This is a genomic window from Pseudoxanthomonas gei (assembly GCF_010119615.1).
Lineage (GTDB): Bacteria > Pseudomonadota > Gammaproteobacteria > Xanthomonadales > Xanthomonadaceae > Pseudoxanthomonas_A > Pseudoxanthomonas_A gei.
This window is the reverse complement of record NZ_QOVG01000002.1, coordinates 39,703-64,323: the sequence shown is the minus strand read 5'-3', so window position 1 is coordinate 64,323 and position 24,621 is coordinate 39,703. Positions and strand designations below refer to the sequence as shown.

General features: G+C 66.0%; 22 protein-coding genes. 9 read left to right on the top strand and 13 right to left on the bottom strand.

Features of this window, described 5'->3' with window-relative positions; translation table 11 throughout:
* Positions 1–35 precede the first annotated feature (35 nt).
* The 4 genes from DT603_RS03260 to DT603_RS03245 all read right to left on the bottom strand — a co-directional run bounded on the left by DT603_RS03260 (position 36) and on the right by DT603_RS03245 (position 3,551).
* Positions 36–638, bottom strand: coding sequence for a response regulator (locus tag DT603_RS03260; protein ID WP_162348425.1), 603 nt, complete (start codon positions 636–638; stop codon positions 36–38).
* A 117-nt stretch (positions 639–755) separates the two neighbouring features.
* Positions 756–1,877, bottom strand: a complete 1,122-nt coding sequence (locus tag DT603_RS16235) for a histidine kinase (RefSeq protein WP_162348424.1) — start codon at positions 1,875–1,877, stop codon at positions 756–758.
* Positions 1,878–1,884: 7 nt separating this feature from the next.
* Positions 1,885–2,652, bottom strand: coding sequence for an ABC transporter permease (locus DT603_RS03250; RefSeq protein ID WP_162348423.1), 768 nt, complete (start codon positions 2,650–2,652; stop codon positions 1,885–1,887).
* Positions 2,649–3,551, bottom strand: a complete 903-nt coding sequence (locus DT603_RS03245; RefSeq protein WP_162348422.1) for an ABC transporter ATP-binding protein — start codon at positions 3,549–3,551, stop codon at positions 2,649–2,651. The genes DT603_RS03250 and DT603_RS03245 overlap by 4 nt, the downstream gene beginning before the upstream one ends.
* A gap of 248 nt (positions 3,552–3,799) precedes the next feature.
* Here DT603_RS03245 and DT603_RS03240 point away from each other — a divergent pair, with 248 nt between their 5' ends.
* The 4 genes from DT603_RS03240 to DT603_RS03225 all read left to right on the top strand — a co-directional run bounded on the left by DT603_RS03240 (position 3,800) and on the right by DT603_RS03225 (position 8,812).
* The gene (locus DT603_RS03240; protein ID WP_162348421.1) at positions 3,800–5,050 is read left to right on the top strand and encodes an efflux RND transporter periplasmic adaptor subunit; all 1,251 of its coding nucleotides are present in this window, start codon (positions 3,800–3,802) and stop codon (positions 5,048–5,050) included.
* Positions 5,051–5,545: 495 nt separating this feature from the next.
* Positions 5,546–6,235 carry an ABC transporter ATP-binding protein gene (locus tag DT603_RS03235; RefSeq protein WP_162348420.1) on the top strand — a complete coding sequence of 230 codons (690 nt, stop codon included), beginning with the start codon at positions 5,546–5,548 and terminating at the stop codon, positions 6,233–6,235.
* 11 nt (positions 6,236–6,246) lie between these two features.
* Positions 6,247–7,407: an ABC transporter permease gene (locus tag DT603_RS03230; protein WP_162348419.1), complete on the top strand. Its 1,161-nt coding sequence runs from the start codon at positions 6,247–6,249 to the stop codon at positions 7,405–7,407.
* 94 nt (positions 7,408–7,501) lie between these two features.
* Entirely contained in the window at positions 7,502–8,812 is a 1,311-nt protein-coding gene (locus DT603_RS03225) for an ABC transporter permease (protein ID WP_162348418.1), read from the top strand.
* Positions 8,813–8,913: 101 nt separating this feature from the next.
* Here the strand turns inward: DT603_RS03225 and DT603_RS03220 are convergent, their stop codons facing one another.
* From DT603_RS03220 to groES, 9 genes are all read right to left on the bottom strand, one after another.
* Positions 8,914–9,528 carry an NTP transferase domain-containing protein gene (locus tag DT603_RS03220; RefSeq protein ID WP_162348417.1) on the bottom strand — a complete coding sequence of 205 codons (615 nt, stop codon included), beginning with the start codon at positions 9,526–9,528 and terminating at the stop codon, positions 8,914–8,916.
* Positions 9,525–10,475 (bottom strand): XdhC family protein, encoded by a 951-nt coding sequence (locus DT603_RS03215; RefSeq protein WP_162348416.1) that lies wholly within the window; start codon positions 10,473–10,475, stop codon positions 9,525–9,527. The genes DT603_RS03220 and DT603_RS03215 overlap by 4 nt, the downstream gene beginning before the upstream one ends.
* Before the next feature lie 66 nt (positions 10,476–10,541).
* A complete protein-coding gene (gene rarD / locus DT603_RS03210; protein ID WP_343037713.1) occupies positions 10,542–11,441 on the bottom strand; it encodes an EamA family transporter RarD in 900 nt (299 codons plus the stop codon).
* Positions 11,438–12,358: a drug/metabolite exporter YedA gene (yedA, locus tag DT603_RS03205; protein ID WP_162348415.1), complete on the bottom strand. Its 921-nt coding sequence runs from the start codon at positions 12,356–12,358 to the stop codon at positions 11,438–11,440. The genes rarD and yedA overlap by 4 nt, the downstream gene beginning before the upstream one ends.
* Positions 12,359–12,550: 192 nt before the next feature.
* A complete protein-coding gene (locus DT603_RS03200) occupies positions 12,551–13,384 on the bottom strand; it encodes a methylated-DNA--[protein]-cysteine S-methyltransferase (RefSeq protein WP_162348414.1) in 834 nt (277 codons plus the stop codon).
* Positions 13,385–13,475: 91 nt separating this feature from the next.
* Entirely contained in the window at positions 13,476–15,662 is a 2,187-nt protein-coding gene (locus DT603_RS03195; protein ID WP_162348413.1) for a carboxy terminal-processing peptidase, read from the bottom strand.
* A gap of 163 nt (positions 15,663–15,825) precedes the next feature.
* Positions 15,826–16,842 carry a lipoyl synthase gene (lipA, locus tag DT603_RS03190; RefSeq protein WP_162348412.1) on the bottom strand — a complete coding sequence of 339 codons (1,017 nt, stop codon included), beginning with the start codon at positions 16,840–16,842 and terminating at the stop codon, positions 15,826–15,828.
* 622 nt (positions 16,843–17,464) lie between these two features.
* Complete coding sequence (groL, locus tag DT603_RS03185; protein WP_162348411.1) at positions 17,465–19,114, bottom strand: chaperonin GroEL; 1,650 nt, start codon at positions 19,112–19,114, stop codon at positions 17,465–17,467.
* Between the two features lie 128 nt (positions 19,115–19,242).
* Positions 19,243–19,533, bottom strand: a complete 291-nt coding sequence (gene groES, locus DT603_RS03180; RefSeq protein WP_162348410.1) for a co-chaperone GroES — start codon at positions 19,531–19,533, stop codon at positions 19,243–19,245.
* A gap of 521 nt (positions 19,534–20,054) precedes the next feature.
* On the opposite strand from groES, the gene DT603_RS03175 reads away from it, so the two are divergent.
* The 5 genes from DT603_RS03175 to accB all read left to right on the top strand — a co-directional run bounded on the left by DT603_RS03175 (position 20,055) and on the right by accB (position 24,617).
* Positions 20,055–20,483, top strand: coding sequence for a helix-turn-helix transcriptional regulator (locus tag DT603_RS03175; RefSeq protein ID WP_162348409.1), 429 nt, complete (start codon positions 20,055–20,057; stop codon positions 20,481–20,483).
* A 99-nt stretch (positions 20,484–20,582) separates the two neighbouring features.
* The gene (locus DT603_RS03170; protein ID WP_162348748.1) at positions 20,583–22,910 is read left to right on the top strand and encodes a protein-disulfide reductase DsbD family protein; all 2,328 of its coding nucleotides are present in this window, start codon (positions 20,583–20,585) and stop codon (positions 22,908–22,910) included.
* Positions 22,907–23,503, top strand: a complete 597-nt coding sequence (locus tag DT603_RS03165; RefSeq protein ID WP_162348408.1) for a TlpA family protein disulfide reductase — start codon at positions 22,907–22,909, stop codon at positions 23,501–23,503. Before DT603_RS03170 ends, DT603_RS03165 begins: the two co-directional genes overlap by 4 nt.
* 135 nt (positions 23,504–23,638) lie before the next feature.
* Positions 23,639–24,079 carry a type II 3-dehydroquinate dehydratase gene (aroQ, locus tag DT603_RS03160; protein WP_162348407.1) on the top strand — a complete coding sequence of 147 codons (441 nt, stop codon included), beginning with the start codon at positions 23,639–23,641 and terminating at the stop codon, positions 24,077–24,079.
* A gap of 55 nt (positions 24,080–24,134) precedes the next feature.
* Positions 24,135–24,617, top strand: coding sequence for an acetyl-CoA carboxylase biotin carboxyl carrier protein (gene accB, locus DT603_RS03155; protein ID WP_162348406.1), 483 nt, complete (start codon positions 24,135–24,137; stop codon positions 24,615–24,617).
* Positions 24,618–24,621 lie beyond the last annotated feature (4 nt).

The window sequence follows — 24,621 nt, the reverse complement described above, 5'->3', positions numbered from 1 at the left end:
AGTCGTGCCAACAGGATCCAGTGGCGCCGGCCCGGTTACAGCCAACCCTTCTGCCGGGCCAGGCGATAGGCCTCGATGCGGTTGCCCACGCCCAGCTTGCCGATAGCTTCGGACAGGTAATTGCGCACGGTGCCGTGCGAGAGGCTCAGTTTTCCTGCGATGTCGCCCGCCGACAAACCTTCGCCGGCCAGCCGCAGCACCTGGCGCTCGCGGTCGTTGAGTGGATCGGCTTCCGACCAGGCCTCCATGGCCAGCTCCGGATTGATGGCGCGGCCGCCGGCGTGCACCTTGCGCACGGCCTGGGCCAGCTCTTCGGCTGGGGATTCCTTCAGCAGGTAGCCGAGCACGCCGGCATCGAGCGCGCGGCGGAGGAAGCCGGCGCGGGCGAAGGTGGTTACGATGATGACCTTGATGGGCAGTTGCTGGCGCTGGATGCGCTGGGCCAGCTCCAGCCCGCTCAGCCCCGGCATCTCGATGTCGGTCACCAGCACGTCGGGCTGCAGGCGCTGCAGGTCGCGCCAGGCCGCTTCGCCATCGGCCGAGGCACCCAGCACTTCCAGGTCCGGCTCCATGCCCAGCAGCGCCGAAAGTGCCCCACGCACCATGGCCTGGTCTTCGGCCAGCAGGAGGCGGATCACGTGGTGCCTGGTCGGAATTTCATGCGCGCAAAATAGCAAATGGTTGATTGGAGCCGGTAACCGCAAGCCGGAAGCCGGACAAGCGAAGCCAGTTCGCATCATTCTTTCGGTTACCGGCTACCCGCTGCCCACCACCGGCAACGTCACCTCCACCCTTGTGCCCTGACCCGGCATGGCATCCACGCGCAGGCGGCCACCCAGCGATTCGATGCGTTCGCGCATGCCGCCCAGGCCGTTGCCCGGCACGATGGCACCGCCGCGGCCGTCGTCCTCGATGCGCAGGCTGACCTGCTGGTCGGCGCTGTGCAGGGACACCGTGGCGCCCCCGGCGCGCGCGTGGCGCTGGATGTTGGTGACTGCTTCGCGCACGGCCAGCGCCAGCACGGTTTCCTGTTCCGCCGACAACGGCACCGGTTCAATCTCGTAGCTGAAACGCACGCCATCCGATTCCAGCAGCAATCGCGCCGACGCCAGTTCGGCCGCCAGGCCCGCGGCGCGGATGCCGCTGACCGCGCGCCGCACCTGCGCCAGCGCATCGCGGGCCACCCCGCTGACGTCTTCCATCTCCTTGCGCGCGGCCGCCGGGTCGCGGCCGACCAGGCGCGAGGCCAGGTCCGATTTCAGCGCCACCAGTGACAGCGTATGTCCAAGCAGATCGTGCAGGTCGCGGCCGATGCGCTCGCGTTCGGCCAGCGCGGCCAGGCGCCTGACTTCCTCATGGCTCAAGCGCAGTTGCGCGTCGGCGCGCATCTTCTGGCGCATGCCGATGTTGAACAGGCCGACCACCGGGCCGGCGATCACTGCGCTGATCATGTAGATCATGGGGATGCCGGCCACATGCCAGGCGAAGGCAAAGAGCGCCAGCAGCGCTGCGATCGACAGCATCATGTTGCGCGGGCGCATGCAGAACGGGAAGAACGCGCAGGCGTAGATGATGTAGCTTTGCGAGCCCGGGTTCCACGGCAGCAAGGCGAAACCCAGCGCGGCGATGGCCAGCACGATCGGCAACCGGTGGCTTCCGTAATGGAAACGCTGGAACAGCACCAGGAACACGGCATAGCTGCCCAGCGTGGGCCACAACCACTGGTCGTAGGCCGCGTTGGCATAGAACGGCGTGACGAACAGCCACACCGACCACACCAGGTTGATCCACGGAAACCAGCCCAGGCTGGGGTCCGGATTCTCCCGCTGCTTGCAGACCAGCGAATCGGGCGTGGTACGGAAAAAAGCGATGCTCACGACGTCCTCAGTGGCGTTGCAGGCGCCGTTGCGCCAGGAACAAGCATATCGCCGAGAAGCCCAGCAGCACCGCCACGTGCATCCCCGCCGGCCGGCCGCTGTCCTGGCCGATGATCTTCAACGCCAACTGGCTCAAATGCCAGGACGGCCATACCGGCGCAATCGTCTGTATCACCTCGGGCATCATGCGCAACGGCAGCCACAGGCCGGAGAGCAAGGCCAGCGGCATGTAGATCAGGTTGACCACCGCCGGCGCGGCATTGCCGCTGGCCAGCGTGCCGATGAGCAATCCCAGCGCGCAGAACGGGACTACGCCCAGTATGTCCACGCATAGCAGCAGCGCTACCTGCGATGCTTGCATGTTCACGCCGCCCAGGGTCATGCCCAGGGCCACCAGCATCACGCCGATGCAGGCGGCGAAGATCATCGCCATGCCGACCTTGGCCAGCAGCGGCGCCAGCGCCGGCACCGGCTGCACGCGCTTGAGGGTCAGCAGGCCGCGCTCGCGGTCCATGGCCAGGCCTACGCCGAACCCGAACAGGCCCGGACCCATCACTCCGAACACGCTGTAGGTGGCCATCAGGTAGCTGGCGGCCTGGACGTTGCCGTGGTTGAGGAGCACGCCGAAAAGCAGGTAGAACATCGGCGCGAACACCAGCGTGGGCACGCTGAAAGCCGGGCTGCGCAGGACGCGCAGGAATTCGTATTTCGCCTCGCGCAGGTACAGGGCAAGGGTGGCGCGCCTGCTGAATCCATCGGCGACGATCGTGTTCATGCGGCCTCCGCAGTACGGGTGATTTCAAGGAAGGCGTCGGCCAGCCCGGCGCGATGGACTTCGAGTGCCGACAGCGAGGGGTCTTCGGACAGCAGGCGTGCGACCACCGGTTCCACCGGTTCGGCCTGTATCTCCAGCAGCTTGCCGTCGCGCAGCACCCGCCGCACGCCCGGCCACGTGGCGATGCCGTGTTCGCTGACTTGCGTGCTGCAGCGGATGCGTCGCTGCAGCACGCGTTCGCGGATCTGCTCCACGCTGCCTTCGGCCAGGGTGCGTCCTGCCTGCATCACCACCACGTGATCGGCCAGCGCCTCGGCTTCCTCCAGATAGTGGGTGGTCAGCAGCACCGCGCAGCCGGCGGCGGCGCGTTCGCGGATCGCCGCCCACATCTGCTGCCGCGCTTCGATGTCCAGGCCGGTGGTCGGCTCGTCGAGGAACAGCACCTGCGGCCGCCCGCAGATGGCCATGGCGAATTGCACGCGCCGCTGCTGTCCGCCCGAGAGCTTGCCGTAGCGTCGCTCCAGCAGGCCTTCCAGCCCGGCCATCGCCACGCAGTCGGCCACGCTGAAGGGACGTGCGTAGTAGCCGCGCGTCATCGCCAGCAGCTCGCCCACCTCCAGGGTGTCGGGCAGCGTGGTGGATTGCAGCATCACCCCGCAGCGTCGGCGCGCGTCCATGGCCCGCGGCGACTGGCCAAGAAGCAGGGCTTGCCCGTGGTCGGCCTCGCACAGCCCCAGCATCACCGCCACCGCCGTGCTCTTGCCGGCGCCATTGGCTCCGAGCAATGCCAGCACCTGGCCGCTGCGCAACTGCAGGCTCATGTCATCCAGCGCCAGCACTTTTCCATAGGACTTGCGTGCGGAGTGCAGGCTGGCGAGGACTTCAGGGGAAGCGGGCATGGCGGCATCTCGGCGGGAAGTGCCGTCATGGTCGGCGCGGGGATGCATGCGCATCAGTGCCGACCATCAGGCCGATCAGGTGACAGCTGTCACTGGCCGCAGCCCTGGTCCGCGGGCAAGCTGGACCCCGACAAAATCCCTGGCGCTTCAATCCAGTCCGGGATGGCAATGCAGAAAGTGACTTCCGGCAACTGGGCTCGGTTACCCTTGCCCGTCACACTCTGCCCCCTTCCCCGTCTGGTTACTTGATGAACACTTCCGCCGAGCTGCTCAAAGAACTCCGCATCGACCGCAAGGCGCCGCCACCGGCGCCGCGCTCGAGGCGCGGGCTATGGATCGGGCTGGCGGTGCTGGTGGTGCTGTTGTTGCTGGCCTTCGCAGCCTGGGCGATGTTCGGCCGCGACAAGGCCATCGAGGTGCGCACCGCGCCGACCGCGGCCATCGGCGCCGGCACCGCCTCGGCTTCGGTGCTCGACGCCAGCGGCTATGTGGTCGCCCGGCGCATGGCCACGGTGTCGGCCAAGATCACCGGCAAGGTCAAGGAAGTGATGATCGAGGAAGGCCAGCGCGTGGAAGCCGGCCAGGTGATGGCGACCCTGGACCCGATCGATGCCGACGCAAGCCGCAGCCTGGCCAGCGCGCAGCTCGGTGCGGCGCAGAGCCAGGCCAGCAGCGTGCAGGCACAGTTGCGCGAGGCCGAAGCCAATGCGGCACGGCTTTCGAAGCTGGTCGCCCAGCAGCTGGTTTCGCGTGCCCAGTACGACCAGGCCGTGGCCCAGCGCGACTCGCTGCGCGCGCAACTGGTGACCGCGCAACGCAATGCCGGAGTGGCCAGCCGACAGCTGGACATCGCCGGCAACGGCGTCGACAACACCGTGGTCCGCGCTCCTTTCGCCGGCGTGGTGATTGCCAAGGCCGCGCAGCCGGGCGAGATCATCTCGCCCCTGTCGGCCGGCGGCGGTTTCACCCGCACCGGTATCGGCACCATCGTCGACATGGATTCGCTGGAAGTGGAAGTGGAAGTGGGCGAGCAGTTCATCGGCCGCGTGCAGCCGAAGATGCCGATCGAGGCGACCCTCAACGCCTACCAGGAATGGAAGATCCCCGGCGAAGTCATCGCCATCATTCCCACCGCCGACCGCAGCAAGGCCACGGTCAAGGTGCGCGTCGCACTGAATGTAAAAGACCCGCGCATCGTCCCGGACATGGGCGTCAAGGTCAGCTTCCTGGAAGCGGCCAAGCCGGCAGGCACGCAGCAACAGAACCAGGGCGTGCGCGCGCCGGCCGCCGCGATCAGCAACCGCGACGGCAAGGACTACGCCTTCGTGGTCGGCGACGAGGACACCGTCGAGCAGCGCGAGCTGCGCCTGGGCCGCGAGATGGGCGACGACCGCCAGGTCCTGCAGGGCCTGTCGGCCGGTGAATCGGTGGTGCTGGACCCGCCGGCGGAATTGAAGGAAGGCTCGAAGGTGAAGATGGCGGAGGAAGCGGCCGAGTAAATGCGACGGCCCCTGTGATCTTTATCGCTCCACGACGAAACAAGTAGGAACTGCGGTCGCCGCCGTTTTGGCTATTCTGCTTTTTTCCCTTGCTGTCGATTTTGCTGTTGCGTCAACGTCGTTCACAGGACCTGTGAGACGCGGCGAGCAGGCCAGGCAGACCCGAAGGGCGGCGCACATGGAGGTGCACCGCGGGTTACTTTCTTTGCCGTTCAAAGAAAAGTGACTCGCGCTTGGCGCGAAGCGCTTTGCTTGAACAAGGAGCAGAGTCACTGGGTTCCCGCCGTCGCGGGAATGACGAGCTGAAGAGCAAGGCAAGAGCAAAGCACCCCTCCTCGATCCTCCCCTGCGCTGTGCGCAAGGGAGGAGGTAGAAGCAAAGGCAGGCACGAACGAACGCAGTAGCAAGATCAAGAGATCCCGGCTTCACCAGCTTCGCTGTCTGACACCGCCGGGATGACGGCAGATACATCCAACCGAGTCGAAGGAAACGCACATGTCCTCACTGGTCTCCATCCGCAACCTCCACAAGACCTACCAGCGCGGCCCCGAAAAGGTCGACGTCCTGCACGGCCTGGACCTGGAAATCCCGCGCGGTGATTTCGTGGCCCTGATGGGCCCGTCTGGCTCGGGCAAGACCACGCTGCTCAACCTGATCGGCGGCCTGGATACGCCCAGCAGCGGCGAGATCGAGATCGAGGGCCAGCGCATCGACAGCTTCAGCGACGGCCAGCTGGCGCACTGGCGCAGCGAGAACGTCGGGTTCGTGTTCCAGTTCTACAACCTGATGCCGACCCTGACCGCGCAGAAGAACGTCGAGCTGCCGCTGCTGCTGACCAAGCTCGGCAGCGCCCAGCGCAAGCGCAACGCCGAGATCGCGCTGCAGCTGGTAGGCCTGGCCGACCGCGGCTCGCATCGTCCCAACGAGCTGTCCGGCGGCCAGCAGCAGCGCGTGGCCATCGCCCGCGCCATCGTGTCCGATCCCACCTTCCTGATCTGCGACGAGCCGACCGGCGACCTGGACCGGCATTCGGCCGAGGAAGTGCTTGGCCTGCTGCAGCTGCTCAACAAGGAGCACGGCAAGACCATCATCATGGTCACCCACGACCCGAAGGCCGCCGAGTACGCGACCCACACCATCCACCTGGACAAGGGCGAACTGGCGGACACGCCGGCCGCGCACTGAGCGAGGCGACCATGAAATATTTCTCGTTGATCTGGTCGGCGCTGTTCCGCAGCAAGACCCGCACCTTCCTGACGCTGCTCTCGGTGATCGCCGCGTTCCTGCTGTTCGGCCTGCTGGACTCGGTACGCGTGGCCTTCAACAGCGGCAGCAGCGTGGCCGGCGCCGATCGCCTGGTGGTGGCCTCGCGCCTGTCGATCACGCAGATGCTGCCCTACAGCCTGACCCCGCAGATCGAATCCACCCCGGGAGTGAAGAAGGCTGCGTACGCGGCCTGGTTCGGCGGCATCTACAAGGACGCGCGGAATTTCTTCCCGAATTTCTCGGTCAGCGACAACTACTTCGAGCTGTATCCCGAGTTCATCGTCAATCCCGCAGAGCTCAAGGCCTGGCAGACCGACCGCACCGGCGCCATCGTCGGCGAGTCGCTGGCCAAGCGCAATGGCTGGAAGGTCGGCGACACCATTCCCCTGCAGGCCACGATCTTCCCGCAGAAGGACGGCAGCAACGCCTGGCCGCTGAAGATGAGCGGCACCTTCAAGCTCGAGGACAGCAAGCGCAAGGGCGAGGAGAACCAGCTGGTATTCCACTGGAAGTATTTCGACGAAGCCAACCAGTACACCAACGGCATGGTCGGCTGGTACATCGTCAAGCTGGACAACGTCGACCACGCCACGCGGGTGGCCCGGGCCATCGATGCGATCTCGCAGAATTCGGACCACGAAACCAAGAGCCAGACCGAGCAGGCGTTCCAGCAGTCCTTCGCCAAGCAGTTCGCCGACATCGGCCTGATCGTCACCGCGATCATGGGCGCCGTGTTCTTCACCCTGCTGCTGCTCACCGGCAACACCATGTCCCAGGCCGTGCGCGACCGCATCCCGGAACTGGCGGTGCTGAAGACCCTGGGCTTCACCAACGGCACGGTGCTGGCGCTGGTGCTGGTCGAATCTATCCTGCTGATCGTGCTCGGCGGCGTCATCGGCATGGGGCTGGCCGCCGTGATCATCCCCATCCTCAGCGCGGCCAGCAACGGCTTGCTGAGCCTGCCCAGCATTCCGTCGCAGACCTGGCTTCTGGGGCTTTCACTGATGCTGGGCATCGGCATCGTGGTCGGCGCGCTGCCGGCGATGCGCGCGATGCGCCTGAAGATCGTTGACGCCCTGGCCGGGCGCTAGTGAGCCGAAACGGCTTGCGCGGCATTGCCGCGAGTTTCGGAGAACGCCCGGCGTGCTTCGCCGGGCCGTCCACGCAATTGAATTGGAGTGACTCATGAAGAATCAATGGATGCGGAACGCGCTCTCGATCGTGCTGCTGGCCGTCGGCCTGGGTGTATGGATCTTCCTGCCCTGGTACGGCGTGCTGGCGGTCGCGGTGGGCGTGGCGGCGTGGCTGCTGGCGACCCGCACCGGGCGCCTGGCACTGGCCGCCACGCGCATCGGCATCGCCAGCCTGCCGCAGCGCTGGGGCGCTTCCAGCGTGATCATCGTCGGCATCGCCGGCGTGGTCGGGGTGCTGGTGGCGATGCTGGCGATGGGCGAAGGCTTTTCGGCCACGCTCAAGCAGACCGGCAGCGACGATACCGCCATCATCCTGCGCGGTGGTTCACAGGCCGAGACCAACTCGGTGATCATGCGCGACCAGGTGCCGCTGATCGGCACGCTGGCCGGCATCCGCAAGGACGCCAGCGGCAAGCCGATCCTGTCGCCGGAGCTGTCGCAGATCGTGAACCTGCCCACCGCGAGCACCGGCGAGGACGCCAACGCGCAGTTCCGCGGGGTCAGCGAGGCGGCCTGGGCAATCCGTCCGCAGGTCAAGCTCATCGAAGGCCGCAAGTTCAACGTGGGCGTGCGCGAACTGGTCGTCGGCCAGGGCGCGAAGAACCAGTATCGCGGCCTGGACCTGGGCAAGAAGCTGAAGCTGGGCAACCAGGAGTGGACGGTGGTCGGCGTGTTCGCTTCCGGCGATGCGCACGATTCGGAGTTGTGGACCGATATCGAAACGCTGGCCTCGGCCTATGACCGTCGCGCCTACCAGTCGGTGACCGTCGGCGTGGATGGCAAGCCCGGCTTCAAGCAGCTGACCGCGGCACTGGCCGCCGACCCGCGGCTCAAGCTGGATGCCATGACCACGCGCGACTACTACACCAAGCAGTCCACCGGCCTGACCACCATCATCAAGGTGCTGGGCACGGTGATCGGCGCGATCATGGCCATCGGCGCGGTGTTCGGCGCGCTCAACACCATGTACGCGGCGGTAGCCGGGCGCGCGCGCGAGATCGCGACCATGCGCGCGATCGGTTTCCGTGGCACCCCGGTGGTGATGGCGGTGATGCTGGAAACCATGCTGCTGGCGCTGCTGGGCGGCCTGCTGGGTGGGCTGCTGGCCTGGTCCATCTTCAATGGCTACAGCGTGGCGACCCTGGGCGCCAACTTCAGCCAGGTGGTGTTCCAGTTCAAGGTCTCGCCGGAGCTGTTGTGGAGCGGACTGAAGTGGGCGTTGGGCATCGGCCTGGTCGGCGGCCTGTTCCCGGCGTTGCGTGCGGCGCAGTTGCCGGTAACGGCAGCGCTGCGCGCGAGCTGAGCTGTCCTGGCCTTGCAGGTCCGAGCTTGCCCGGACCTGCAACGGCGCCGATCAGGAACATGCGGGCAAGTTCAGGCCTGCAGATACGGCGCGCCAATCGCCTACCCGTCTACCCAGCCCGCCGCGATGGCGTGTTGCACATCGGCCGGTGTATCCAGGTCGAACTGCAGTTCCGGGGCGTGCAACAGATGGACCGAACCGTGCGGCAGGCGTTGCAGCGCCGTACGCAGGCCCCGGTCACCCGATAACCGGCGCGCTTCTTCCGCAAGCATCGCGGCGCTGACCACCACCGGAATGCCGGGCGTCGGGCCATGGGCGGTTGCCGCGCAACCGGACGCCGAGGCCGCTGCGCCCTCCAGTAGTTTCTGCATGTGCCCCGGCTGCAAGGCAGGCTGGTCGCAGCCGAGGACCAGGCACGCAGCCGCGTTGCCTTCCAGCGCCAGCGCGGCGGCCCGCAGGCTGCTGGCGAGCCCTTCCTGCCATGCGGGGTTGGACACGATCTCGACGTCGAGGTCCTGCACTGCGTCGGCGACCGCGTCGCCATGGCCGCCGATGACCAGCAGCGTGCGCAACGGCCGGGTTTCCAATGCGATGCGCAGCGTGCGATGCACCAGCGCTTCACCGTCGCGCTGAAGCAACTGCTTCGCGCGCCCCAGCCTGCGGCTGCCTCCCGCGGCGAGCACGACGACGACATGCGGCGCCAGGGATTCCTTCACTGCGGCAACCGCAATGCCTGCAGCTGGGCGGCAATGCTCAGCGCAATGGCTTCAGGCCCCTGTCCGCCCAGCTTCAATCCCACCGGCGAATGCAGGCGTGGCAGCAACGCCTCGTGCATCGAAGCGGGCAGCACCCGGAACAGATCCTCGCGCCGGCGCCCCGGGCCCAGCAGGCCGATGAAGGGGATGGTGGTGGCCGCCAGCGCATGCAGCGCTTCGCGATCCATTTCAAAATTGTGGTTCATCACCAGGGCCGCGTGGAATGCCTCACGCGAACACGCGGACAACGCACTCTCCGGCGCAAGTTCCATCAGCGCATCGGCGTGCCGCGCTTCGGGCAACCAGCGCGGCCGCCGCTCGACCAGGGTGCTCATCCAGCCCAGGGTTTGCAGCAGCGGCAACAGCGTCGGCGTTTCCGGCCCGCCGCCGAACACCAGGATGCGACGCGGCGGCGGCAGTTGCACTTGCCAGCTGTGGTTGGAGGACGACGCAGTGTCGATGCGGGCTTCGTGTCGCTTCGCCCCCACCGACGCGATGACCGTGCCGGTGCCTGCGATCGACAACCCCAATGCGCCCTCGCCGTTGCGCCAGGCACGCACCAGCGCGGGCCATTCCACCAGGCTGGCCACCGGCAACAACGCAAGGTGCAGGCGCCCGCGGCAGCCCAGCGCCGAGCCACCCATCAGGTCCTCGTCGTCGCGCGTGTCGATGTCCATCCATTCGATGCGTGCATGCGTTGCTGCAAGTTGCGCACGCGCCTCGATTTCCGGCTCCAGGCAGCCGCCGCTGAGCCAGCCGACCTGGCCGTCGCGCGCGCCGAACAGGGCCATCGCGCCGGCGCGCACATAGGTCGAGCCTTCGCTGTCCACGACCACGGCGAGTGCGGCGTTATCCCCACGCTGGTGCGCGGCGGCGGAAGCTTCCAGGACCTGGCGGGGGCTGCTCATGGGCAGACGATGACCAAGGCCGGCGCGCATGGCAAGCCGAACAGCGCTGATGTTGAACCGGGCTTGCTACAGCGGCGCAGCTCTGCGCGCGCGCACCACGCCATCGACGGCGAAGATCAGCAAGCCAATCCAGATGAAGGTGAAGCCGATCGCGCGGTCGCGGTCGAACACTTCGCCGAACACCAGCACGCCGATCAGCAGCTGCAGGGTCGGGGCGAGGTATTGCATGAAGCCGACCACGCTGTACGGCACGCGCCTGACCGCATAGGAGAAGCCGATCAGCGGCACTGCGGTGAGCACGCCACCGAATACCAGCAGGGCATCGATCTGCCAGCTCCACTGGCTGCCGAAGCCACCGGCGCCCTGGCTTTCCAGCCACAGCAGCGCCGCCACCGCCGGCAGGAAGAGGTAGAGGCTTTCGATCGCCAGGCCGGGGATCGAATCCACCACCGCCAGCTTGCGGATGAAGCCGTAAAAGCCGAACGAAGCCGCCAGCGACAGCGCAATCCACGGAAAACTGCCGTAGTTGAAAGTGAGCCACAACACCCCGCCGGCGGCCACCACCACCGAGACCCACTGCGCAATCGACAGGCGCTCGCGCAGCAGCAACACGCCCAGCACCACGTTGAGCAGCGGATTGATGAAATACCCAAGGCTGGTTTCCACCACGTGCCCGGCATTGACCGCCCAGATGTACAGGCCCCAGTTGAAGGCGATCAGCACGCCGCTCAAGGCCAGCATCCAGGCCACCTTCGGCCGCGCCATGGCGATGCGCAGCCAGGCCAGGCCCTGGGTCAGGCACAGGCCGGCGACCACCAGCAGCGTGCTCCAGACGATGCGGTGCATGACGATCTGCATCGACGGCACCGTCTTGAGCAGGTGCCAGTACAGCGGCATCAGGCCCCAGATGACGAAGGAACCCGCCGCCGCCCACAGGCCGCGGCGGTCGAGCGTGGCCGCCGTCACTCGGCGGTCGCCGCTGCAGGCTTCGGCACGCGCGCCTTGCCCAGGGTGATGGCGACCACGCCGAACAGGATCACGAGCATGGCGCCCAGGTCATGGGGGGTGAACTGCTCGTTGGCCAGCCACGCCCCCAGCATCACCGCGATCACCGGGTTGATGTAGGCATAGCTTCCGGCCAGGGTCGGGCGCACGTGGTGCAGCAGCCACACGTAGGCGGTGAAGCCGATGATCGAGCCGAAGGTCATCAGGTACAGCACCGACAGCGTGCCCTTCATAGTAGGCATGGCGTGGAAGCTTTCGCCGGTGATGAATCCGGCGATCAACATCATCGCGCCGCCGCTGATCATCTGCCCGGCCGCCGACATGAACGGCGAAGGCAGGTCGCGGCCCTTGCTCCAGATCGAACCGAACGCCCACGCGATGGGCGCGATCAGCAAGGCCACCAGGCCCCAGGGCGTGGCCGACAGCGTGCTGCCGGCATTGAGCCAGAGCACGCCGATGAAACCGATGCCGATGCCCACCCATTCCAGCGTGCTGGGACGCTGGCCGCGCAGCAGCGAGAACAGCCCCATCCACAGCGGTGTCGAAGCGATGGCGACCGCGGCCAGGCCCGACGACACCCATTGCTCGGCGATGCTGACCATGCCGTTGCCGATGCCCATCATCAACAGCCCCATCAGCGCCAGGTTCCGCCACTGTGCGCGGGTCGGCGCGTGCTCTCCACGCAGGCGCAGGACGGCGAACATCATGCCGCCGGCCAGCAGGAAGCGGCCACCCGCCATCAGCAGCGGCGGATAACCGCCTTCCAGCGCGAAGCGGATGCCCAGGTAGGTCGAACCCCAGATCAGGTAGACCGCAGCCAACGCGAAAACCACGGACAGGCCACGGGCCGGAGCCGCGGGGGAAACGGGGGAGGTCATGGGGGTAACCCGACAGTCGATGTGCCATTGTAAACCGGGGCCCGTAGGGCACCCCTGCCGGACGGGTTGAAATAAATGGAACGCCAGGTTGCACAGGCCTCAAGGCGAAACCCCGGACCTCTGTAGGAGCGACGCAAGTCGCGAAGCAGTGGACCCCCGGCAGTTCAACATCTCGCGACTCGCGTCGCTCTCCTACAGGTCTGCCGACGCGGCACGCTCGCGTTGCAGCAGCCCCTGCTTCACCGGCAAACCCCAGCGATAGCCGCCCAACGACCCATCACCACGAATGACGCGGTGGCAAGGCACCACGACCGCGACGCGGTTGGAAGCACAGGCCCCGGCGACCGCGCGCGCGCCCTTCGGCGTGCCCAGTGCCTCGGCCAATTGCGCATAGCTTCGTGTCTGGCCAGGCGGAATCTTCATCAGCGCATCCCACACGCGCTTCTGGAACGCAGTGCCCACCAGGTCCAGGGCCACGTCTTCGCCACGCCCGGCAATGCGCTCGGCCACGGCGCGCAACCTGGGCGCCAGGAACTCGTCGCTGCCCGCTTCCACGCGCTGGATCGCGGCATTCGGGAATTCATTGCGCAGCTTGTGCTCCAGCACCGCGGCATCTTCGCCCAGCTCTATGGCGCAGATGCCACGTTCGGTCACCGCCACCAGTGCAGTGCCCAGCACCGTGTCCACCAGCGACCAGCGGATCTGCATGCCGGCGCCACCGGCACGATAAACGGCCGGCGTCATGCCCAGCTTGGCCGCGCCCTGCTCATACACCCGCGAGGGCGAACCATAGCCTGCCTCGTAGAGCGCCGCGCTGACATCGCTGCCGGCGCGCAGGCCGGACTTCAATGAACCCAGTTTCTTCTGCGCCAGGTATTGGGCGGGGCTGAGGCCATAGCGCGACTGGAAGCGGCGTTGCAGGTGCGAGGCACTCAGGCCGGTAGCGGCCGCCAGTGCATCGAGGGTGGGTTCGCCGTCATCGAGCAGGGCCCGGGCGCGTTCGAGTTTTTCGTCGTGTTTCAGCATGGTCCAAAGGGTAAGGGGCGCACCAGGCGCCCGCTATCCGATTCTTGCCGTGTCCTTCCTTCGCCCAGGCGGGAGAAGGAACCGTCCGTCATCAGTCCGACCAGCTACCCGGCATGGTCGATTCCGGCAGCACCTGCGCCGACAGCGTGCGGTCGTGTCCCAGCACATCGATCGCATCGGCCAGGATGGCCGCCGATTCGCGCAGCAAGGGATCGGGACGCTTGTCGGCGAGCTTTTCGCGCGCGGCATCCTTGACGATGTCGCGTTCGTTGGCGCCCAGGCCATCATCGGCCGCGTCGTCAGCCAGCGGATCCAGCGCCAGTCCAAGGGTCTTGCGCTCGGCCTGGCGCTGCTTGCGCTGGGTCTCCTGCTTGTCACGCTCGGCGCGACGCTCGGCTTCGTTGAGCGACACGTATTTCTTGGCGGCTTCGATGCGGAAATCGCTCACGTCCTTGGACCACCACTCGAATTCCTTGTCGGTGGCCACGCGCGCGGCGTGCAGTGCTTCCAGGCGCGGCAACAACGGGGCGAAGTTGCCGTACTGGGTGTGCGGGACCGCGGCGATCTTGGTCCACGGCAAGGCGTTGTCGTAGGTGCTCTCACCGTACTCGGTGGCATCCACGCTGACCGGGAAGGCGATGTCGGGCACCACGCCCTTGTGCTGGGTGCTGCCACCGGCAACACGGAAGAACTGGGCGATGGTCAGCTTGACCTGGCCGAAGCGCGGGGCCTCGTTGGCCGGCCAGCGATCCAGGTCGACCATGTTCTGCACGGTGCCCTTGCCGAAGGTGGTTTCGCCAATCACCAGGCCACGACCGTAGTCCTGGATGGCGCCGGCGAAGATTTCCGAGGCCGAAGCCGAGCCACGGTTGGTGAGCACCGCCAGCGGCCCGTCCCATGCCACGCCAGGCTTGGTATCGGCATTGACCGTGACCCGGCCCCCGGATTCGCGTACCTGCACCACCGGCCCCTTGTCGATGAACAGACCGGTCAGTTCGACCGCCTCGTCCAGCGAACCGCCGCCGTTGTTGCGCAGGTCCATGACCACGCCGGAAATCCCGTCGGCCTTGAACTGGGCCAGCAGCTTGCCGATGTCGCGGGTGGCCGAGGTGTAGTCGTTGGGGTTGCGGCGACGGCCTTCGAAATCCTGGTAGAACGCAGGCAGCTTGACCACGCCGATGCGACGCTCCGGCTGCCCGTCGACTGCCGGCAGGGTGATGGTCTCGGCCTTGGCCGCCTGCTCTTCCAGCTTCACTTTCTGGCGGGTAATGGTGACCTGTGCATGCTTGCCGTCCACGCCGCTTTCGGCCGGGATGTATTCCAGCCGTACCTGGGTGTCCTTCTTGCCGCGGATCTGGGTGACCACGTCATCGATGCGCCAGCCGATCACGTCGGTCATCGGCCCGGATTTGCCCTGCCCGACCGCGACGATGCGGTCGCCGGCCTTGAGCTTGCCGTTCATGTCGGCTGGCCCGCCCGGAATGATCTCTCGGATCACCACCAGGTCGTCCTGGCGTTGCAGCTGCGCGCCGATGCCTTCCAGCGACAGCGACATGGCCTGGTTGAAGTTCTCGGCCGTCTTGGGGGTGAAGTAGTCGGTGTGCGGATCGATGGCGCTGGAATAGCCGTTGAGGAAGGTCTGGAACACGTCCTCGCTCTTGAGCTCGTTCACCGTGCGCTGGTAGGTCGCATAGCGCTTGTCCAGGGTCTTGCGGATTTCGTCGGGCTGCTTGCCGGCCAGCTTCAGGCGCAGCCAGTCATTCATCACCGACTTCTTCCACACCCCATCCAGCTCCTGCGTGTCGGCCGCCCACGGCGCCTTCTCGCGGTCGTATTCCCAGCGCTCGCTGCCGCTGAAATCGAAGTCCTGCTTCAGCAGTGCCCGCGCGTGCGCGATGCGCTCGCCCACCCGCTGCTTGTAGACGGCGAAGATGTCATAGGCGGGGGTGAGCTCGCCGCTGCGGATTGCATCGTCCATCTGGGTCTTGTAGGGCCCGAACTTGTCGATGTCGGCCACGGTGAAATACTGCTTGCCGCCGTCCAGCGCCTCGAGGTAGCGCTTGAAGATGTCCTGCGACAGCGCGTCATCCAGCGCACGCGGCCGGTAGGCATAGCGGCTGTCGGACAACAGGCCGTAGACGAGCTTGGAAGTGGTGGCCTGGTCGGCGGTGGGCGCGGCGGTACCCGGCAGGGCGTCGCCATCGGCGCGCGCCAGCAGGGCCAGCGGAACTACCAGTGCCAGGGACAGCAGGGCTACGGCGGGGGTCTTCAATTTCATTCGGGTACTCGTTGGCGCAATGGCCGTTGGGAATGCCGCAAACAACAGGACCTGACGACAGTGACGAAAGTTGCCCGCCTTGTCATCTGCTTTCAGCCTACCGGTGCACAGCCGCCAAAATGTGAATGCTTCGTTCCCGTCCGCGCCACGGCGGGGCGGCGGTTCAGCCGGCGACGCCGGCCTGTTTGGCCTGCAGGTCGGCATGGTAGGAGGAGCGCACCAGCGGCCCGGACGCGACGTGGCTGAAGCCCAGCGCCTTGCCGTACTGCTCCAGTTGGGCGAACTCTTCCGGCGTCCAGTAACGCAGCACCGGATGATGGTGCGCCGTCGGCTGCAGGTACTGGCCGATGGTGACCATGTCCACCTCATGGGCGCGCAGGTCGCGAAGGGTGGCCTGCACCTGCTCCATGGTCTCGCCCAGGCCGAGCATGATCCCGGACTTGGTCGGCAGCTGCGGATGCTGCTGCTTGAACTTCTGCAGCAGGCTCAGCGACCACTGGTAGTCCGCACCCGGGCGGACGTTGGTGTAGAGGTCCGGCACCGTTTCGATGTTGTGGTTGAAGACGTCCGGTGGGCTGGCTGCCAGGATCTCCAGCGCGCGGTCCATGCGGCCCTTGCCCCGGAAATCAGGGGTCAGGATCTCGATGCGGGTGCCTGGCGAATGTTCGCGGATGGCCGCGATGCAGTCGACGAAGTGCTGGGCGCCGCCGTCGCGCAGGTCGTCGCGGTCGACCGAAGTCACCACCACGTACTTCAGGCCCATGTCGGCCACCGTGGTGGCCAGGCTGAGCGGCTCACTGGCATCAGGCGGCTTGGGCCGGCCGTGGGCCACGTCGCAGAACGAGCAGCGGCGCGTGCAGACCTCGCCGAGGATCATGAAGGTAGCGGTGCCGTGGCTGAAGCACTCGTGGATGTTGGGGCAGCTGGCCTCTTCGCAGACGGTGACCAGGCGGTTTTCCCGGAGCTTGGCCTTGAGCCGGGCCACCGAGCCGTCGCTGGGAATGCGCACCCGGATCCAGGAGGGCTTGCGCAGCACCGGCGCATCCAGGAACTGCACGGGGGAACGACCGATCTTGTCGCCCCCCATCTGCTTGACGCCGGTTTCCAGCGAGGGCGCCGCCGATGCGGTTGCAGGGACGATCTGTAGGGGAATCAGGCGGGCGCCGGCGTCATTGTTCATGCCGCGATTCTAGCCCCTATGACCGGCTGGAGCAGCGGCGACGGCGGCACAGGGACGGGAAACATCGATCCGGCCTTGGGCACACATCACCTTGGATACGTAGCCACCGTGGCCAGCAAAAGCGACGCCGGATCGCGGACGCAGAGCAAAAAAAAGCCCGCACTGGCCAGGCCAGTAGCGGGCTTGCTCCCTCCCCCACGTCGGGACGCGGGCGCATCGTGAAGGACGCTCCGCCGGTCTTGCACGCTGCACTGCAAAACAGAACCAGTTGGTTCAGTAGAGGCCACTACACCCTCGTCCGGACCGCTCGGCCAAGGCCTTGGGAGCCTTGGAGATTGCCTGCCATGGGCATCCGCCGCCGAGTCCCGAAGAACGTGCTTGAACCTGGCCTGGTTACAAACTGAACAGGGAGACCTTCAGTCAGTTCGCGCAATCGCGATGGCCGAGGCATGCAAATCTTCCACCGGCCCGGTAGAACACGGCGCCCGGTTATCAAGCCTGCGCATGGCTGCCCGTACCCATCCCCTTGGATCATTGCGCCCGGCAGCCCGGCACCAAAAAAAAGCCCCGCATCGCTGCGGGGCTTTTTTATTTACGAACCAGCAAAGGCTGGCCGGCTGGATCAGAAGTCCATGCCGCCCATGCCACCCATGCCGCCACCCATGCCACCGCCGCCGCCAGCCGGCTCATCCTTCTTCGGCGCTTCAGCCACCATCGCTTCGGTGGTGATCATCAGGCCGGCAATGGAAGCCGCATTCTGCAGGGCCGAACGGGTGACCTTGGTCGGATCCAGGATGCCGAACGCGATCATGTCGCCGTACTCGCCGGTTGCGGCGTTGTAGCCGTAGTTGCCGGTGCCGGCGACCACGTTGTTCAACACCACCGAAGGCTCTTCGCCGCAGTTGGTCACGATCTCGCGCAGCGGCGCTTCCATCGCGCGCTTGGCGATGTTGATGCCGTGGTTCTGGTCTTCGTTGATGCCCTTCAGGTCACCAATGGCCTGCAGCGCACGGATCAGTGCAACGCCGCCGCCCGGGACCACGCCTTCTTCCACCGCAGCGCGCGTGGCGTGCAGGGCGTCTTCAACGCGAGCCTTCTTTTCCTTCATCTCGATCTCGGTCGATGCGCCGACCTTGATCACCGCCACGCCGCCGGCCAGCTTGGCCACGCGTTCCTGCAGCTTCTCGCGGTCGTAGTCCGAAGAGGTGTCTTCGATCTGCGCCTTGATCTGCTTGATGCGGGCTTCGATGCCGCTGGTCTCGCCGGCGCCGTCGATGATGGTGGTGTTTTCCTTGGTGACCTGGATCTTCTTGGCGCGACCCAGGTCCTTCAGGGTTGCCTTCTCGAGCGACAGGCCGACTTCCTCGGAAATCACCACGCCGCCGGTCAGGGTCGCCATGTCTTCCAGCATCGCCTTGCGACGGTCGCCGAAGCCTGGCGCCTTGACGGCGCAGACCTTGACGATGCCGCGGATGGTGTTGACCACCAGGGTGGCCAGCGCTTCGCCTTCCACTTCCTCGGCCACGATCAGCAGCGGCTTGCCGGACTTGGCCACGCCTTCCAGCACGGGCAGCAGGTCGCGCACGTTGGAGATCTTCTTGTCGTACAGCAGGATGAACGGGTCTTCCAGGTCGGCCGCCATCGACTGCTGGTTGTTGACGAAGTACGGGGACAGATAGCCGCGGTCGAACTGCATGCCTTCGACGACGTCCAGCTCGTTGTCCAGGCCCGAGCCTTCTTCAACGGTGATCACGCCTTCCTTGCCGACCTTCTTCATCGCGTCGGCAATGATGTTGCCGATCGACTCGTCGCTGTTGGCCGAAATGGTGCCGACCTGGGCAATGGCCTTGTCGTCGGCGGTGGGCTTGCTGATCTTCTTCAGCTCGGCCACGGCGGCGATGACGGCCTTGTCGATGCCGCGCTTGAGGTCCATCGGGTTCATGCCGGCGGCAACCGCCTTGGAACCTTCGCGGATCAGCGCCTGGGCCAGCACGGTGGCGGTGGTGGTGCCGTCGCCGGCGTTGTCGGAGGTCTTGGAAGCGACTTCCTTGACCATCTGCGCGCCCATGTTCTCGAACTTGTCAGCCAGTTCGATTTCCTTGGCAACGGACACGCCGTCCTTGGTGATGGTCGGGGCGCCGTAGCTCTTCTCGAGTACGACATTGCGGCCCTTGGGACCGAGGGTTGCCTTGACGGCATTGGCGAGAATGTTGACGCCGCGCACCATGCGGGCGCGTGCGTCTTCACCGAAACGGATTTCTTTGGCGGACATGTTGTAACTCCGGAAATGGAAAATGGAAAAGAGTGAAGAGGAAGATCAATGCGATCGCGGATGGATAAGGTGCTGGTGGCTGTGACTCTTCACCATTAACCATTCACCCTTTCCGCTTTCAACGGCTCTCAGCCGAGGATCGCGAAGATGTCGTCTTCCTTCACCACCAGGTAGTCGGTGCCGTCCAGCTTCACTTCCGTGCCGCTGTACTTGCCGAACAGGACCTGGTCGCCAACTTTGACCTTGGGAGCGCGGATGCTGCCGTTGTCCAGGGCCTTGCCATCGCCGACGGCGACAACGGTGCCCTTGATCGGCTTCTCGGTGGCGGAGTCGGGGATGACGATGCCGCCGGCGGACAATTTCTCTTCTTCCACGCGCTTGATGACTACACGGTCGTACAGGGGCTTGATATTGCTCATTTCAATCCTTTTAAGTGATTGATTGCACAGGGAAAGGGCGGCGATATTAGCACTCGCACAAGGTGAGTGCCAGCAACGCAGGCAGCAAAACCCGGCAATGCCGGGATGCACAACAGATGGGGCGCGTGGCCGGGCTATTCAAGGGCACAAAAAAAGAGCGCACATGACAGGGGCATGTGCGCTCTTATGGAGATGGTGGCGTGTCCTTCCTAGGCGTAATTTCAACCCGGGCCTCTCCCCCCGCCGACATCCTGTCGAAACCGGCATCCGGCCAGTGGGGCAAGAGATACCACTACCGCATTGACATGGCGAGGCAATACAGCTGATTTTTTAGCTACTTCTGGTATCTATAGAACAACAAACACATTGATATATATAGTTTTTTAAACTTGCCTGTTACCAATGGTAGGCAGGCGGCGCCTATTGTTGTTCACCTAGTTACTTATAGTAGCATTTGGCGGGTGTCGGGTCCCTGGCGTGAGGTAATGTGCATGGCGCAATACAAAAGCCTAGGAGAGGCGATGACCCAGCAGGAACGGATTCGACTGGCGCGACGCGCCCTGGGCCTGTCCCAGACCCAATTGGCGAAGGCGGTCGGCGTGCAGCGCAGCGCGGTCAGCCACTGGGAAGCGCCCCTGGGCAAGAATCCCAGCGTCTCCCACATGCGGGAGATCGCCCTGGTCACCGGCATCCAGTTCGAATGGCTGGCAACGGGACGAGGGGAAATGCCGCTTTCCAAGGACGTGCAGCTGGATTCCATTGCCACGGCCGATGCCCTGCTGGTGGAAGACCCGGTGGAATTCCGCCTGGTCGCGGCCTTCCGCGCCGCACCCTTGCGCTCGCGGCTGTCACTGCTTGAGGTCATGGAAGAGCTGGCGAACCAGCGCCTGGGCCGCGGCAATGGCCGCCGGAACGGCATGATCAAGCCCGGGGACCTGGCCACCGGTTAATCTTGTGGTCCGCCGCCGATCATGACGGCCGGGCCGAAGCCGCGCTTCGCCTGGCCGAGCCAGCAGGATCGCGGCCTGGACCCCAGGACGACCGACCCGATGATTTTGTTGAAAGACCTGCCGGCCGCGGCATTGATCGCGCTGGCACTGACCACCTTGCCGCTGCCGGCAAACGCCGTGAGCGAAAGCGACCTCCTTCCCGTGGACCAGGCCTTTGCGCTGACAGCAAGCGCGCCGGGCCGGGATCGCATCGAAGTCCGATGGAAGGTCGCCGAGGGCTATTACCTCTATCGCCACCGCATCTCCGTCGAAACCGACGACCCCGGCTTCCAGGCAAGCAAGCTGCAGCTACCCAAGGGCAAGGCCCACCGGGACGAATTCTTCGGCGACGTGGAGACCTACCACGAGGACCTGACCGGAGTGCTTGCCGGCAAGCCCGCAGAGGCCACCGAGAGCGTCCGCCTGAAGGTGAAGTACCAGGGATGCGCCGACGCCGGCATCTGCTATCCGCCGCAGACGCGTACCTTGCTGGTCAAGCTTCCCGCCGGCAATGGCGCGGGCGGGCTTCCGGGGCTGGCCAACAGGCCCGGCAATCCCGGCGGCCTGCCGCTGTTTGGCGCCCAGGCTCCGGCAACGGGCGGAGCAGTCGAGGCGCTGCCTTTGCCGCAGGAGCAGGCGTTCGCGTTCGAAGCCATCGCCTTTGATGGCAATGAATTGCTGCTCCGGATCACCCCAGCGCCTGGCTACTACCTGTACCGCGACCGCACCCGCATGCAGCTCGAAGGGGCGGCTGGCATTGGCCTTGGGCAGCCGCGCTGGCCCAGGGGTGCCTCGCACCGCGACGAGCACTTCGGCGCGGTGATCGTTTATTTCGACCAGGTCGAAGTCCCGGTGCCACTCATGCGCAGCCACGCCGATGCGGCCAGCGGCATGCTCAAGGTGACGTTCCAGGGCTGCCAGAAAGACGGCATCTGTTATCCGCCCATGACCCGTTCGGTAAAACTGGCCATACCCAAAGGCAAGATCACCGCGCCGGTCGCCACCGGTGGCGCGGCAGTCCAGCCGGCACTCATCGCAGCGCTGCCCGGCGCAAGCCCGAATGCCGATCCGGTGGCCCTGTCCGCGGGCGGGGAAACACAAGCTCCTTCCCTGCTCCCCTCCCAGGTGCCCCGCACCACGCCGCCGGCAGAGGTACTCCGCAAGAAGGAGACGGGTCGAATCAGCGTCGGGATTGCCCTGTTGCTGGCACTGCTGGGCGGCCTGGTGCTCAACCTGATGCCGTGCGTATTGCCGGTGCTGTCACTGAAGGCCCTGTCGCTGGCCGACAGCGGTCGCGGTGGTGGCCACGCACGCGCCAGTGCGCTCTGGTACACCGCTGGCGTGCTGTCCAGCTTCATCGCCCTGGGCGCCATCGCCATTGCACTGCGCGCGGCCGGGCAGGCGCTGGGCTGGGGCTTCCAGCTGCAGCAACCGCTGGTGATCGGGGCCCTGGTCTACCTGATGTTCGCGGTCGGCCTGAGCCTGTCGGGCGTGTTCGCGCTGGGCCATCGTTTTGCCGGCGCCGGGCATGAACTGACCGGGCGCAGCGGCCCGCTCGGCGACTTCTTCACCGGCGTGCTGGCGGTGGTGATTGCCAGCCCGTGCACGGCGCCGTTCATGGGTGCGGCGCTGGCCTTTGCCTTCACCGCTTCAACGGCGGTGGCGCTGCTGGTATTTGCTTTCCTGGGCCTGGGACTGGCGCTGCCGTTCCTGCTGATCGGCTTCGTGCCCGGGCTGGCCCAGCGCCTGCCCAGACCGGGCGCGTGGATGGAAACGCTCAAGCACTTCCTCGCATTTCCCATGTACATGACAGCGGTGTGGCTGCTGTGGGTACTGGGCAAGCAGCGCGGCGTGGATGCGATCGGCCTGGCGCTGGTCGGCCTGGTGCTGCTGGCGCTCGGATTGTGGTGGTACCAGCGCCTGCGCTTGCAGGTGGCGCCAGCGCGGCGCGGCCTGGCTGTATTGCTGCTGGTGGGTTCGCTGGTCCCGCTGGCCTGGGTGCACGCCCTGCCGCGCGAGACCGCCAGCCGCTCGACCCGTGCCGACGTGGTGCCCTATTCGGCGGCGACGCTTGCCGCCCTGCGCGCGCAAGGTCGGGTGGTGTTCGTCGACATGACCGCCGACTGGTGCGTTACCTGCAAGGCGAACGAGAAGGCCGTGCTGGATCGAGATGAATTCCGCGCCTCGATGCGGCAGGCCGATGCGGTGCTGATGCAGGGTGACTGGACCAACGTGGATCCCGCCATCACCGCCTTCCTGGAAGCACACCAGGCCGTGGGCGTGCCGCTGTACGTGGTCTTCCCAGGCGATGGCGGCGAAGGCGAAGTGCTGCCGACCGTACTGACCCAGGACCTGGTGTCCAAGGCCCTGGCCCGGGCAAAGCGATGAAGCTCACCACGACCCACGTACTCGCCGCTGCCCTGGCAGCGGGTGTGCTCGGCGCCGTCGCCAGCCTCTGGTGGGAAGCAAACCCGCTGCTGCGGAGCGAGACCGGACAGCGCGCCATGCAGGCCGCGATGGACGCCAGCGCGCCCCCGCCTCCCGCAGGCGTGATTCCCGCCGGACCCGGCGACGCGATGCCGGCCATCAACCTTCCCGACCTGGACGGAAAACCACAGGCCCTGCCCGGTCCGTATGCCGGTCGACCCCTGCTGATCAATGTATGGGCCAGCTGGTGCGGGCCATGCATCGAGGAAATGCCGGAACTTGAGCGCTACGCCCGTGCGCAGGGAAAGAACGGCACCCAGGTCATCGGGCTGGCGCTGGATACGCCCGCCAACATCCGCCAATTCCTGGGCCAGGTTCCGGTGAGCTATCCGATCCTGGTCGACACACCGGGTCCGGCCGATGCCAGCGTCTGGCTTGGCAACCGCAAGGGCGTGCTGCCCTATTCGGTCCTGGTCAGCGCCGAGGGGAGAGTGGTGAAACAGAAAGTGGGCCCCTTCACTGCAGGTGAAATCGAGGCCTGGTCCAGGCCCTGAACACCCGCAGATCCGCCCCACCGGCAGGCGAGCGCGCCAATAATTCAAATGAACGCTTAAATCGCGGGTAACTTCTGCTAACTGGACAGCATTGGTCGCTTCACGCAGACTGCGGCGCTTCTGCTGGAGACCCCGATGGCGAAGCTGCTGGTCCTGCACGGCCCCAATCTCAACCTGCTGGGCAACCGCGAGCCTGAAGTCTATGGCAAGACCACCCTGGCCGAGATCGACGCCACCCTGACCGCACAGGCTGCGTCGGCGGGCCACGCGCTGGAAAGCCTGCAGTCCAACGCCGAGCACGTCCTGGTCGACCGCGTTCAGGCCGCCCGCAGCGACGGCACCGCCTTCGTGCTGGTCAACCCCGCTGCCTTCACCCATACCTCGGTCGCCCTGCGCGATGCGCTGGCGGCAGTGGCGATCCCGTTCATCGAGATCCACCTGTCCAACCCGCACACCCGCGAACCCTTCCGCCACCACAGCTACTTCAGCGACCTGGCCGTGGGCGTGGTCTGTGGCTTCGGTGCCGACAGCTACCGCTATGCACTGGAAGCCGCGCTCAAGCGTCTTCCCGCCTGAATCCCAATCCCGACCGGCGCCGGCAACGGCGCGGTCATCCACCACAGAGGCCACCATGGACCTGCGCAAGATCAAGAAGCTCATCGACCTGCTGGAAGAATCCAATCTCGCCGAAATAGAGATCAAGGAGGGCGAGGAATCCGTGCGCCTGGCGCGAGTGCCCAAGGGCAACTACTCGCCACAGCCGCAGATGTACGCCGCACCGCAGTTCGAGCAGCGCAGCCCGGCGCCGATGCCGATGGCCTCGCCCAGCGAAGCGGCGACCGGTGGCTCCGCCAAGCCGGCCGGCAACGACCAGCCCGAAGGCCACGTGATGCGCGCGCCCATGGTCGGCACCTTCTACACCTCGCCTTCGCCGGACAAGCCGGCCTTCGTCAGCATCGGCCAGGCGGTCAAGGCCGGCGAGACCCTGGCCATCATCGAGGCGATGAAGATGTTCAACCCGATCGAGGCCGACGTCTCCGGGACTTTGCTGGCAGTACTGACCGAAAGCGGTTCGCCGGTCGAGTTCGACCAGCCGTTGTTCGTGATCGGGTAAGCGG